Raw genomic sequence first — 13,028 nt, forward strand, 5'->3', positions numbered from 1 at the left:
TGTTGAAACAAGGATAAAATTGCCGCTATCTTAACACCTAAACTGTCGACAACAAACCAAAGTAGTTGAACTTATGCGCAAATCGAAAAATCGCTCAGCTAAACCAGAAAAAAACCGTCAACCAACGGGTAATATTCGAATCATTGCCGGTAAACATCGCGGTAGAAAGTTACCGGTATTAGCAGCTGAGGGCTTACGACCAACAACGGATAGAGTTAAGGAAACGCTGTTTAACTGGCTGATGCCTTATATCAATCAGAGTCGTTGTTTAGATTGTTTTGCCGGTGCTGGCAGTTTAGGGTTTGAAGCGCACTCTCGTAACGCCGCACATGTCACCTTTGTTGAACTCGATCGCATAGCGGCTAAACAGCTCAGTAGCAATAAAACCCTGTTAAATGCCGAAAATATCGAGATTAAGCAAACCAATATATTAAGTTTTTTATCACAGCAAGCTACAACAACATTTAACCTAGTGTTTATCGACCCGCCTTTTAGACAAGGATTGGTAGAGCAAACCGTCGAGCTGTTACAACACGGCTGGTTAGCTAATGATGCCTTAATTTATATTGAAATGGAAAACGAAAATGACCAGTTATCCCTGCCGAATAACTGGTCATTATTAAAAGAAAAAAACGCAGGCCAGGTGAGCTATCGCCTCTATCAAGCAAGTCACTAAAACACTACGCTATCAACTAATGCTTCGGTGTCAGCTTTAAATCATGAAAGTCAAAACTAAAGTCGGTTAAATTAGAAACTGCTTTCATGGTTGCAAAATTAATTGAGCCATCTTCATTAAGATTAAAGTTAACAAAAGCGTCAGCTTCTATCGTTCGGTCATCCCAACGGACAATAAAAGTATTGTGTTGATAATGTTCTAACTTACCGCGTAATTCAGCAGTTTTAGTAAACTGCATCACTAACTGCTCATTTTCCAACGTAATAGCAATATCACCGTACCATTTATCATTATATGTTTGCGCATAGTCCGCTAACTTAAGTGAAGGTTTCGAGCTTTTATCAATCTGAGCTGCTGCCTCAGCCAAACGTGTTTTTTCATTAGCTAAACGTTTATCCCGCAACGCCTGGTAATGAGCAACCCAATCCTTATTATCAATTGTCAGATAAGTTTGCAAAATATCATTCGCTATGGCGTTAAACGCATAGCCTGATTGCTGGTTTGTTAGTATCACTAGACCTAAGTTTTCTTCCGGCACTAACACCACTTTAGAGACCATACCTAAAATACCGCCAGTATGTTGCACCAACTTAACACCGTGATAGTCTTTCATAAACCAACCAAGGCCATAAGCAGAAAAATGTGTTTTATCATTTTCCATCATTTTTTCTGACACTGGCAATAACGTCCGAGGTTGCCACATGGCTTCACTCTGTGCTTGAGAAAATAGCTGTTTTTGTTGTTTGCCATCAATGTATTGACCACGATTCAATTGAGCAATTAACCATTTAGCCATGTCATTAACACTTGAGGCAACTGAACCAGCGGAAGAAAATTTCTCTAAAAAGTTACCACCGACGACATTTATTTTTCCATCCAGAGGTACATGGGCACGAGCAACATTGTTATTTGTCGGGCTGATCAAAGAAAACATTGCTTTAGTATTATCCATTCCTAAAGGTTGGAAAATTTGCGCTTTGATATTGTCCTGCCATGATTTACCGGTGACACGAGCAACGATTTCACCAGCAATAATAAACATCAAATTATCGTAAGCAAATTCACTTCTAAAACTTGATACCTGAGGTAAATATTTAATGCCTTTAATAATATCAGCCATGGTATGAGTGGTTTGTGGCCAGATCATTAAATCACCGGCACCAAGTCCTAAACCACTGTTATGAGAAAGCAAATCAATAATAGTAAACTCACGGGTTACATAGGCATCAGGCATCTGAAACTCAGGAATAATATCAATCACTTTGCTGTGCCAAGATAATTTACCCTGATCCACCAGCTGTGCAATCAAGGCAGCGGTCATGGCTTTAGTGTTTGAGGCAATGCCAAATAAGGTATCAGCATCCACTTGCTCTGGCTTGCCATGCTCTATGACACCAAAGCCCTTGCTCATAGCGAGCTTCCCATCTTTCACGATAGCAACGGCTACGCCTGGCACCTGAAAAGCAGCCATAGCCTGTTCAATGTTTTGGTTAATTTTCTGGTTATATTGTTCATTTGCCGCCGCGCTATAAACAGCACAAAACAATAAGACAGGTAAAAATACCGAAGAAAAGAGTTTTTTCATTACTATTCCACTTAGTTTTTATTTTACGTTAACGAATTTGAGCTGTGATGCCCAGAGCTAAAATAAAAAATAAGATAAAATGTACATTTTATACGACAATAATCAGAGGCTAACTGGTTTCAATGCCCAGATTAGACAAACCTTGTTCAAGTACCATTTGTTTGATCGTTTGAATGGTCGTTTTGTTTTCCGGCGCCGCTTTTAAGAAATCAAATAATTCATTTTGAGTCGCGACCTCCCACTGAATTAACGGATGTTGTTGAATTTTATCTGCCAGCTCTTGCTCAGAAGTTTGATGTTCCTGCTCTTGTAACAGGCAAAGCTCAACATAAAAATTAACACTGTTTTCAGAAAGCCTGGATACATTACCAAAATCCTGACCTTCACTATCTTGCATTGCTTGCAATAGCGACATCACCGCCATCGACGTATCAAGCGCCGGATAAACACCAAAAAAATCAAAAGCCTGTGGATCTGGCACCTGTTCTTCTAATTTTAATAATTGAGCATCATAGTTGATGTTAACTTTTTGACTTTTATCCAGCCGTTGCCAAATTAAATCCACCTGATTGCGCAGTAACTGAAAATTACCGAAGCCAGCATTTTCAGCAAAAATTTTGTAGTTAGGTAACATACGTTCAATTAAGGCAACACTAAAGGCAATGGCCTGCCATTGAGATAACTTGGCAAAGGGGAGGTGAATGGTCACAAGCAATTCCTATCAATAAAACTGCCGCTATCTTACCAAAAAGTTTATTGGTTTTTCGCTAATTCTTTTTGTGCATATTCGAATCGTAAGCGATACTCTGTAACTTTACTTTCTAATTCAGATACTTGCTGTTCAAGCTTTTGTGATAATTCAACGTTTTCATCACGTAGATATTTAATGGTTTCTCGCGCCTTATTATATTCAGCTTCCTGTTTATCGCGTTTTTCAATTTGCGCATTAAACCTTTGTTTATTTTGTTCTAGTTCACTATGCGCTTGCTCAACATCTTTTACTAACTGTGCTGAAGATTGCTGGTATTGCGCTACATCTTGTTGCGCCTGTTCAAACGACGCCGCTAAATTATCATAACTTTGCTGTAGCTGCAGCAGCGCCTGAGCATTTTTTCTTTGTAATTCGTCGCTTGCCTGAAGTCGATCATTCAATTGATCTAGCGCCGCTTGATGGCCTGCTTGTTGTTGGGTTAATTGTTCTCTTGATTGAGCTAATTCTTTCGATAGCCGCTGGTTATCATCCGTAAGTGATACCAACTGTTTTTCAGTTTCTAGCATGGTTTGCTGAGTATCACTATATTCTTGTTGAGCATGAGCTAACTGTTGTTTTAATGAGTGAATCTCAGTATTTTGCTGCTTAACTTCTTCGGTAAGTTGGTCTTTACTTACTTCTAATAACTTTTTCTCTTTGAACAGTTGTTCTAATTGTTGTGCTCTTTGTTGTAATTGTTCAGTAAGTTCAGTGATGCTTGTTTGCTGCTCAGTCACTTGCGAGACAAGGGTCGAGCTTTGAGTCTGCTCAGCTTTGGCTAACTCTAACTCTGCCCCTAAATTATTAAGCTGGTTGTTAAGCCCTGAAATTTGCTGATTTTGTACATCGAGCGTCGCGGCTTTTGCCTGATCACTTTTTAACAGGTTTTGTTCGATACTTTTTAATGCCTCAACTTGTTCTGCTAAGGCCGCATTTGCTTGCTGAGATTCGGTTAGCTCTTGCTGCTGCCTTTGTTGCTGGCTAACTAATTCCTGATACTTATCTGCTAACGACGAATACTCCGCTAGCTTCTTTTTCAATGCGGCTTCTGTATCAGTTAATTTTGCTTCATTTAGCGCTTGATGGTCATTAATTTTATTTTGGAGCTCGGCAACTTGTTTTTTCAGCACTTTTTGCTGATGCAGATATTGCTTTTCATTTTGTTTAATGGTTTGTTCATTAGTTTGATAGTTTTGCTCTAGCGCCGCTTTTTCTTTAACGAGTGCTTGATAATAAGGATGTTGTCCAACTTCCTCATCCGTAAACGGTTTCTCACTGGCGTGATTATTCATCAGTTCAGCGACTTTCTCTTCGATCTGGACTTGGATCTCACCCGCCAGAGTCTGAATTTTTTCATTTAACTCCTTAGGTGTTCTGTTCTTTTCAGCCATTTAAACCTCAGAAAAACGCAAGCACTATGGATTAAAACTAGCATAGCTTTTGCTAATAAAAAAGGGAGCTTAACAGCTCCCTTTATATAATTTTGAGGTTAAGACCCTAGATCTTAATTATTTTTCCTCTTTAGCACCAACTATGCTGTAATTAATACCGCTAACTTTTACCGGATTATCACTCGCATTACGTAGCTGTGCTAAGCGATTAACCTGACCTGAAGAAGCAAGCATCGCATGAATTGGCATAAATGCGCCTTGCTTATACAATTCTAAGATTTTTTCATCTGTTAAGTTTTGTAGTTTTTCTTCGTTGATGCCGAATAAACCAACTAATTTCTTTCGTTCGCCGTTATTAAACGCAACTTGTAATTCTAACTCTTGCAATAATTCATTTTCGGCTAATATTTTAACAAAGTTTTCATTAGCGACTTCGTTTTCATATAAACGACCTAACTGATCTTGAATACTTTTGAAAAATTCAGTGTCATTACCTTCTTCATCAAACAAGGCATTATCTTTATCTTCACCAACGAATGGGCTATCGATATCGATACAAGCAGTTAATGTTTTTTCTTTTTCAGGATCTAAACCAAGAGAAAATGGCGCCACCGATAAAGCTTGAGGAATATAAATCGCCTGCCACTTATTTTCTTCATGATATAGGTTTTCACCAGCTTCAAGACCTAACATAGCGACAGTACGATAACGCTCTGACTCAGGGTCTTTAACAATAACAATTGGGTAGCTGGTAGAAGCCTGACCAAATTCACGGACATTTACAGGTACTATGTGTTGATTAGCAACATGTGATAAGTCACGTTGGTTGGCAACTTTAAGGTTTTGATGTTGCTCTTTTTTAACTGCTACAATATTCATATATATTCACTCTAACTTTTTTTGAAATTTTTTACTGTATTTGTAATCTAATTTGTTATAACAGAATACGCGTTGCAGTTAGTTATGGAGACAAAGTTGATCGCTTTCAATGGCAAAAATATAAAAATCTCAACAAAATTTAACATTACATCAACAATTGCAGATAAAATAGCATAATAGTTAACGGGTAACTTGGTGATATAGATGAATTTTAATAATGAAAAATCAAATTACATGACCAAGTTTTTCTGGCAAAAAGCCTCGCTATTTATGCTCGCTATTTTATTTAGTTTCCCGTTTTCAGCGACCAGCAAACCGAAAACGGAAGTACTCTATCGCTACACTCCCGAAGGTTATGCCCAAATACAAGTTCAAAATAAAACCACTAAAGAGTTAGCCTGCTGGATAGCGATTGACGGTTTTAAAAAGAAATTTCGCTTGCCACCTTTAACCACATCTCAATGGTTTACCGCCAGCGATAAGCGTTATGACTACACCAGTTTCAGTAGTTGGTGCGACTATATCGAGCTTTATCCGCAATATAAAAACTATTCAGTTGGCGGTTCGGTAATACGTTAATGTCGAATAAAGCGAAAGGCGTAACCTAATCCAAAACCACCGCGTAACAGACAAATAGTGCCTAAAATATTGTAAATAGTCACTCAAAAAAGGCACAACGATATACTGTTTTGCCTTTTATCTTTCCCCTCCTTTTCAATTTGATTAGTACTCGAATCAATGCTAGGGTAAATGCATCACTAATTATCCTAACTAATGATTTGAAGTCTACTTTTTTACTGTTACTCGCACTTTGCTTTAACAGCAACGCGAGTCAAATTATTAACGAAGGCTATATTTCGTTAGTCATCCCTCATCTTGACTGCGAAAAAAGATGCCTCAAAGTTAGTGTCACTAAAGAAAGAAAACCATATATAGAACAAAAAATTAGCCATCAAGATGCTTTTACACTGTCAGGGTTGTCTGATGGTAACTATCAAGTCACTTATTATCCAAGTAAAGGCAGTCAAACAGCAATAACCAATGAATTCACGGTACAACATCACGCCTTAACTAAAGCACTAACTGTGTTCATTATTGGTGCAATATTATTTTGTGCACTAATTCTTAGACTTCTAAAGATAAAACAAGAAGAATAATCACATGATTTCAAACCTTATCAGCATGCAAGACACCGTCATCATTCTGGTAACATTTTCTGTTATCTGGGTACTTTGGGGTTGGTATCTAGGTAAAAAGTCGAAAACTCAGGATGATTTTGCCTTAGCTGGCAGAAATGTTGGCTTTGCTCTCGCTACAGCAACGGCGATGGCGACCTGGGTGACGAGCAATACCACATTAGTCGCACCTCAATTAACTTATCAGTTTGGTATCTGGGGCATGTTGGGCTACTGCATGGCTGCTCTGGGTTTACTGCTATTTGCGCCTTTGGCAAAAAGAATTAAATCTTTATTACCGAGCGGTGTCACCAGTGGTGATTTCTTTTACTTGCGCTATGGCAAAGGAGCTTGGTGTGCTTTTCTCATCATTTCCCTTTGCTATGCCTTGGGCTGGCTAGTCAGCTTGGGTATGGCCGGCGGTATTTTACTGTCAAGTTTAAGCCCTATAAGTTATCACACTGGCATGACAGTGATCATCGTAGTGTGTGTTCTTTATACCTTACTTGGCGGATTGCGGGCGGTAATCGCGACTGACTTTGCGCAAACCCTGATCATCATAGCCGGTGTTGCCTATATTGCCTATGCTTGCCTAGACCAAGTTGGTTTTTCTAATACTTATCAAAATGTTAAACAAAGCCAACCAGAATTACTCAACCTAGTATTTCCAGCAGCAATAATGTTTTTCTTTAATAATATCTTTTTTGGCATCGGTGAAATTTTTCATTCTAACGTTTGGTGGTCGAGAGCACTTGCTTTTAAACAAGGTGTCGGAGAAAAGTCATTTAAATTTTCAGCCCTGTTGTGGTTCCCTATTCCCATCGTCACCGGGTTTATTGCTTTTTCTGCTAATTCCCTTGGCATTTTTCCTGAATCTCCCGATATGGTGGGCCCATTAGTTGCTGCTAAAGTATTAGGGGCGTCCGGCGCCATTTTGGTCTTTATTATTATTTTCTCAGCACTAGCTTCCAGCATGGATTCACTTCTAGCAGCCACTTCAGACTTACTTTCAAACGACATCTACAAAAAGCTGTTAATGAAAAATGCTTCTAACCAACAATTACTTACCGTCAATAAATTAATGATCATCTTATTAGGTGTCACCACTTGGTTAGCCTGTTTACCCAAAATGGCAACCTTAGGAGCATTACTCAATTTCACCGGCGCCTTTGTTGCCTCAACCATTTGGCCAATCATTTATGGCCTCTACGGAGCTAAGTTATCAGGTAGAGGAGCTATGCTTGCCATGGTTGCTGGTACGGTAACCGGTTTAGTGTTTTATTTTCAGGTCGGGTTTTATACCGCCGCTATCAGTTCATGCTTTGTTTCTTTTGTAATATGTCAGTATTTCATCCGATTCAAAGCAATAGATTTTCACTGGCAAGAAGAACAGGAATGTGATCATGTATATTAGTGAAGATGCACTTATGGTTGTGATATACACAGCACTCATAGTATGCACCTGCAGTCCCTTTTTTTTGTTGTACTTTTTATTCAAAGACGTTGTAAATAAATCATTATGGTAGATCCTAACTTACAAGACATCGTTAATTTCGAAAGAAAGAAACCGGATGTTTACGGAAACGCACACCCGAAAAACTTGTTACGCGCGATTGTTGAAGATGGCGAGTATCTGGAAAAGTTAACCAATCAACATATTTATTCTGCCGATCAACTTGATTGTCATACTTTGCTACAACTTTTTCGACTGGCAGCCAAGTACGAAGCGAACCCGGGCCGATTCTCAGCTTCATTGCAAGGGCAGATACTGATCTCAGCATTCTATGAGCCCAGCACTCGTACCCGTTTATCATTTGAAAGCGCCTGGCATCGACTCGGTGGTGACATTATGTCGATCACCGACCGTTCAACTACAGGTATCGCTAAAGGGGAAAGCCTGAGTGACGTCGCTGAAATGTTTAATAATTACGGTGACTGTGTGGTATTAAGGGACTCAAACGAAGAGTCAGTCAAAGAAATGATGGATACGCTACGTATCCCTATCATTAATGCCGGTAATGGCCTTGATGAACACCCGACTCAGGCCTTAGCCGATATTTACACTATTTTTAAATGGCGGCCTGAGCTTATCGCGGCACAGCCGGAAAACCCAATCGATATATGTATCATCGGCATGCCATCAAAAATGCGGACAGTCAGAAGCCTATTAAAACTGATCGCGATATTTTCATCGGCATTTAAGTCCGTCACCATAGTTGCTAATGAGCAGGAAAATACCGTATTTAGCCCTGAACAAAAAGAACAACTGACCGAACAAGGCATTAAGGTTAATGTCACTTCCTCTTTTGCTGACAGTGTCAAAAGAGCAGATGTTATCTACATCAATGCCATTGCCTGGGAAGGTGACACATTTAAAGAATATGGCAGTAAATACGTATTGTCAGATCAAACAGAACTCAAGCAAGACGCCATTATCTTGCATCCATTAGCGCGTGGCGAGGAGCTATGTACCAGCTTAGATAAAACCCATCACAACTGGTATTTTGCACAGGCTCGGGGCGCTGTTTTCTTAAGGCAAGCGCTCCTTACCTGTTTGGTTAGACGGGCTGAACGCGTTCTCGATATTGTTTAATTTTCCAGAGGTATTATATGTGTGGCATTGCTGGTGTTTTTGCATCAAGTAAAGATTGTTATATAGATTCACAAATTTTAGTTAATATGGCGGCGATCCAACATCACCGCGGCCCTGATAATTACGGCTATTGTAACCCTAAAAGTTTAGGGGTTGGCATGAGTCACTCCCGACTATCGATTATCGACTTAAATGAAGAACGAGGCCGCCAACCTTTTTGGTTAAATGGCACAATCATTTACGCTCATAATGGCGAGTTTTACGATTTTCAACGCATTCGTGCCGATTTAACCGCTCAGGGTTTTCAGTTTAAAAGTAAAAGCGATTCAGAAATCGTACCGAGATTATTTAAACACCTCGGCATAGATAAAACCTTAGAACAGTTACGTGGCGAATTTGCCTTCTCTTTATATGATGAGCAAGAAGATGCCCTATACTTAGTACGCGACCGCTTTGGTATTAAACCTCTGTATTGGACCAATACTGGCGAAGAAATCGTTTTTGGCTCAGAAGTCAAAGTAGTATTAGCTCACCCAAGCGTTAATGCCGAAATTGACACTCATGGCCTGTTTCATCAACTAATTCAGGTGATGGTACCCGGTACTACAGCATTTAAAGGGATTTCACAGGTTGAGCCAGGCCATATGCTGAAAATAACCCGTAAAAACGGTCAATTTCATATAGACACTCACAAATACTGGGATATGGATTTTCCTGAATTGAAAATGCGCTCGAAACATTCTGAAGAATTTTATATCTCAGGTGTTAGAAAACATCTATTAGAAGCAGTACAACTAAGATTAAATGCCGATGTTCCTGTGGGTTGTTACTTATCCGGCGGCATTGATTCCTGCTCTATCCTGGGTCTTGCCTCAGCCACTGCCCAGGAAAAAATCAAAACCTTTACTATTGCCTTTGATAATGCCGATTATGACGAAACACCTATCGCGACAGAAATGGCGCAATCTGTTGGCGCAGAACAGGAAATATTAACCCTCAACGCCGATCTGTTATACGATAATTTTGAACGCACCATCTGGCACACCGAACGCACGATATACAATACCTTGGCAGTTGCCAAGTTAATGATGTCGCAACGGGTGCGTCATGTAAATTATAAAGTAGTGTTAACAGGTGAGGGTTCGGATGAGCTATTTGCCGGTTATCCCGCTTTTAGAAAAGACATGTTTTTACACGGCATGGATGGCCTAGATCAGGAGCAAGCTGCGGCCTGGCAACAAACACTCGAAGCCAATAACAAATTATTTCAGGGCGCTATGTTGCCTAAAGATGAATATATTTCTGATGATATTAATGAAAAAGTTGGCTTTACTCCCAGTTGCCTGCAACCTTGGCTCGGCTGTACAGGTGCGGCTAAGCAGCTAATCCATCAAGATCGCCGTGAAGAGATCATTCGCTATGAGCCAGGTACAGCAATCGCGGAAAAACTCGACCAACAATATCTCAAAGGCCGGCACCCACTAGATAAAGCACAATATGTCTGGATTAAAACCATGCTCGAAGGACAAATATTAACTTGGGGTGGAGATCGGGTTGATATGGCCAACTCTATGGAAGCACGCCCGGCTTTTCTCGACCACAAACTGGCAGAATTTGCCTGTTTAGTGCCGCCAGAAATGCGCATTAAGGGCAATAGAGAAAAGCATGTATTAAGAGAAGCAATGAAAGGGCTATTACCAGAAACCCTCTACAATAGAGAAAAGTTTGCCTTTATGGCACCACCTGCTCATACCGATCAGGATAAATGGCAAAAACTGAAAAACTTGTTAGATAAGTTCGCCTCACCACAACGGCTTGAACAAGCTAAATTAATCGATCCCGGCTTTTTAGAAATATTAATCCAACGTCAGGAAAGCCATACCACTAGCGATGCTGAAAAAATTCAGAATGATGCCTTGCTTAATCATGTATTAGGCATCATGATTTTGTATCATCATTTTGTCGCACAAGACATTAGTAAAGTAGCCTATGATAAGGCGCAAGCACTTGGTTGGGTGGTGTAAAACTTTAAACTTTGCATAAGCATAACACGCGAAATCAATAAGGTTTCGCGTGTTTCTTTTTAAGGCGATTGGTATCATGTGTCAGCTAATACCGCACATATCGCAGACTTTGAAGTCGCCACAGATGAAGTTGAGTTCTGATTTTAAGAGGACAAATAGCCTCAGCGTCGCATAGGCAATATAACCGTTATTTTGACGTGGAATAGCCAGCTATAGCTACGCCAAAACATCTTAAATTCAGATAAAAAACCAACAAATACTTCCTTGAATAATACAGCTAGTTTAGTATCAAAATACAAACCACAGCGACATAACACCATGATAGCTAACCTTAGATTATTACAATGAAAAACTGGAAGTTATTTCCCAGCAATAAAGAAATCACCAAATATGTCGAATGTTACTGGTTTTTAGAAAAAGAACCTGGTGATACCAGCCATCAATATCCAAAATTAAACCCGGACCCAGCTACACATTTAATTATTACTCAAGCTCATACACCTTATCATTATGCTGCAGACAACAAGTTGCAAACAGGCAATGGCAGTCACTGGCTATTTCAGCACTTAAACACCTTCACTATGGATCATAGTCAGCCATTTCAAATTATCGGGATAAAATTTAAAATCGGCGGGCCTTACTCATTGTTAAACCAAGATTGTAAGCTTGTTACAAATTTAATTCAGGCCGTTGATATCAAAAAGCTCACAACCAGTACTGTTAACTTAGCTCAATTATTGAGTTGCGCTGCAAACCAGCCAAAGCAAGCCGCTATTATGCTTGATAACTTACTCAGTGATTGGTGCAAAACAAACCACAACGATCAGCACATCGAGTTGACCCGCCAAGTACTCACTATGCTGGAAACAACTGTTATTGCAGATATAGGCGCAAAGCTCTATCGTTCACAACGAACATTAGAGCGCAGTTTTACCCGGGTTACCGGACTCACTATGAAACAAACTCAGTCAATGATCCGCTTAGAAGAAATGTTGGAACATTTATATAGCTCAACAGATAAAACCATCAATTGGGCGGATATCGCCACTAAATATGGCTTTAGCGATCAACCTCATTTAATTCGTTATCTCAAAGCGTCTATTGGTCAAACCCCAGGGCAATACGCTAAACAAAGAAACCTTACTATTGATATTTACGGTAATTTTGAATTTGACTAACAACAGCTAAAGTTGTCGTTTTTATTCAATCACTAATGTCTAGTGCTCATTAAAATAACGGCATAAATAAAATAGCAGATGAGTAAATGATGACAGTAAAAATTCGCCCCTATCAAACATCCGATTTAACCGCTGTACTAGATTCGTGGGAAATCTCCACCAGAATGGCGCATAGCTTTATGACTGATGAGTTTATTGCCAAAGAACGCATTAACACGGCCGAGATTTATATTCCCAATACTGATATTTGGGTAGCCGAAATAGATAATGAAGTTAAAGGTTTTATCGCCCTGATGGGAAATGAAGTTGGCGCGATTTTCCTTCATCCGAAATTCCACGGTCAAGGCATCGGCAAAAAACTGATGGATAAAGCACAACAACTTCACAACGAATTGCAAGTTGAGGTTTTTAAAGTAAACACTATCGGTCGCAATTTCTATAAAAAATATGGTTTTACATTACTAGAAGAAAAGCTTCATCAGCCAACAGGGCAAATGCTACAACGCTTAATATACTCAACGACAAAAAAGTAAACTCATATTCAATAAGTGCAAAGAAAACCCAGGAGCTCTACCTGGGTTATTTTTGTCGTTCAATTTAGTAATGTAAAATATATTCACTCAAGGTATCTTCAACCAAACACCCGTCACTTTGTCGTTCTGTAGGCGCACACATATCGGCTTTAAAAAGCGCTTCATTAGGCCAAGGAAATAGGGGCTGCGCAGTTTATTTTTATTGCATAAAATATTGATCATATTTTACTTATCTTAACGAAT

General features: G+C 39.5%; 12 protein-coding genes. 8 read left to right on the forward strand and 4 right to left on the reverse strand.

The features are described 5' to 3' along the window. Positions 1 to 73 precede the first annotated feature (73 nt). Positions 74 to 676, forward strand: coding sequence for a 16S rRNA (guanine(966)-N(2))-methyltransferase RsmD (gene rsmD, locus QQK06_RS09050; RefSeq protein ID WP_284244340.1), 603 nt, complete (start codon positions 74 to 76; stop codon positions 674 to 676). Between the two features lie 16 nt (positions 677 to 692). Here rsmD and QQK06_RS09055 read toward each other — a convergent pair whose 3' ends face one another. The 4 genes from QQK06_RS09055 to QQK06_RS09070 all read right to left on the reverse strand — a co-directional run bounded on the left by QQK06_RS09055 (position 693) and on the right by QQK06_RS09070 (position 5,282). Then, on the reverse strand, positions 693 to 2,261 hold the full coding sequence (locus QQK06_RS09055; protein ID WP_284244341.1) for a serine hydrolase: 1,569 nt from the start codon (positions 2,259 to 2,261) through the stop codon (positions 693 to 695). A gap of 109 nt (positions 2,262 to 2,370) precedes the next feature. Next, positions 2,371 to 2,970 carry a YjaG family protein gene (locus QQK06_RS09060; RefSeq protein ID WP_284244342.1) on the reverse strand — a complete coding sequence of 200 codons (600 nt, stop codon included), beginning with the start codon at positions 2,968 to 2,970 and terminating at the stop codon, positions 2,371 to 2,373. Positions 2,971 to 3,014: 44 nt separating this feature from the next. Beyond that, complete coding sequence (locus tag QQK06_RS09065) at positions 3,015 to 4,403, reverse strand: coiled-coil domain-containing protein (RefSeq protein ID WP_284244343.1); 1,389 nt, start codon at positions 4,401 to 4,403, stop codon at positions 3,015 to 3,017. Positions 4,404 to 4,520: 117 nt separating this feature from the next. Continuing rightward, on the reverse strand, positions 4,521 to 5,282 hold the full coding sequence (locus QQK06_RS09070; RefSeq protein ID WP_284244344.1) for a SapC family protein: 762 nt from the start codon (positions 5,280 to 5,282) through the stop codon (positions 4,521 to 4,523). A 204-nt stretch (positions 5,283 to 5,486) separates the two neighbouring features. Here QQK06_RS09070 and QQK06_RS09075 point away from each other — a divergent pair, with 204 nt between their 5' ends. The 7 genes from QQK06_RS09075 to QQK06_RS09105 all read left to right on the forward strand — a co-directional run bounded on the left by QQK06_RS09075 (position 5,487) and on the right by QQK06_RS09105 (position 12,785). Next, complete coding sequence (locus QQK06_RS09075; RefSeq protein WP_284244345.1) at positions 5,487 to 5,861, forward strand: hypothetical protein; 375 nt, start codon at positions 5,487 to 5,489, stop codon at positions 5,859 to 5,861. Between the two features lie 200 nt (positions 5,862 to 6,061). Continuing rightward, on the forward strand, positions 6,062 to 6,439 hold the full coding sequence (locus tag QQK06_RS09080) for a hypothetical protein (protein ID WP_284244346.1): 378 nt from the start codon (positions 6,062 to 6,064) through the stop codon (positions 6,437 to 6,439). Positions 6,440 to 6,443: 4 nt separating this feature from the next. Next, a complete protein-coding gene (locus QQK06_RS09085; protein ID WP_284244347.1) occupies positions 6,444 to 7,871 on the forward strand; it encodes a sodium:solute symporter family transporter in 1,428 nt (475 codons plus the stop codon). Between the two features lie 105 nt (positions 7,872 to 7,976). After that, positions 7,977 to 9,050, forward strand: a complete 1,074-nt coding sequence (locus QQK06_RS09090) for an aspartate/ornithine carbamoyltransferase family protein (protein WP_284244348.1) — start codon at positions 7,977 to 7,979, stop codon at positions 9,048 to 9,050. 17 nt (positions 9,051 to 9,067) lie between these two features. Further along, entirely contained in the window at positions 9,068 to 11,074 is a 2,007-nt protein-coding gene (gene asnB / locus QQK06_RS09095; RefSeq protein ID WP_284244349.1) for an asparagine synthase (glutamine-hydrolyzing), read from the forward strand. 344 nt (positions 11,075 to 11,418) lie between these two features. Further along, positions 11,419 to 12,252 carry a helix-turn-helix domain-containing protein gene (locus QQK06_RS09100; RefSeq protein ID WP_284244350.1) on the forward strand — a complete coding sequence of 278 codons (834 nt, stop codon included), beginning with the start codon at positions 11,419 to 11,421 and terminating at the stop codon, positions 12,250 to 12,252. Between the two features lie 86 nt (positions 12,253 to 12,338). Further along, the gene (locus QQK06_RS09105) at positions 12,339 to 12,785 is read left to right on the forward strand and encodes a GNAT family N-acetyltransferase (RefSeq protein ID WP_284244351.1); all 447 of its coding nucleotides are present in this window, start codon (positions 12,339 to 12,341) and stop codon (positions 12,783 to 12,785) included. Positions 12,786 to 13,028 lie beyond the last annotated feature (243 nt).

The organism is Thalassotalea insulae, from assembly GCF_030161395.1.
In the GTDB taxonomy this organism is placed as follows: domain Bacteria; phylum Pseudomonadota; class Gammaproteobacteria; order Enterobacterales; family Alteromonadaceae; genus Thalassotalea_E; species Thalassotalea_E insulae.

Coding starts and splice junctions, on each gene's coding strand:
- QQK06_RS09090 (WP_284244348.1), top strand. CDS start 7,977: ATGGTAGATCCTAACTTACAAGACATCGTTAATTTCGAAAGAAAGAAA.
- QQK06_RS09055 (WP_284244341.1), bottom strand. CDS start 2,261: ATGAAAAAACTCTTTTCTTCGGTATTTTTACCTGTCTTATTGTTTTGT.
- QQK06_RS09070 (WP_284244344.1), bottom strand. CDS start 5,282: ATGAATATTGTAGCAGTTAAAAAAGAGCAACATCAAAACCTTAAAGTT.
- QQK06_RS09105 (WP_284244351.1), top strand. CDS start 12,339: ATGATGACAGTAAAAATTCGCCCCTATCAAACATCCGATTTAACCGCT.
- rsmD (WP_284244340.1), top strand. CDS start 74: ATGCGCAAATCGAAAAATCGCTCAGCTAAACCAGAAAAAAACCGTCAA.
- QQK06_RS09065 (WP_284244343.1), bottom strand. CDS start 4,403: ATGGCTGAAAAGAACAGAACACCTAAGGAGTTAAATGAAAAAATTCAG.
- QQK06_RS09075 (WP_284244345.1), top strand. CDS start 5,487: ATGAATTTTAATAATGAAAAATCAAATTACATGACCAAGTTTTTCTGG.
- QQK06_RS09085 (WP_284244347.1), top strand. CDS start 6,444: ATGATTTCAAACCTTATCAGCATGCAAGACACCGTCATCATTCTGGTA.
- asnB (WP_284244349.1), top strand. CDS start 9,068: ATGTGTGGCATTGCTGGTGTTTTTGCATCAAGTAAAGATTGTTATATA.
- QQK06_RS09100 (WP_284244350.1), top strand. CDS start 11,419: ATGAAAAACTGGAAGTTATTTCCCAGCAATAAAGAAATCACCAAATAT.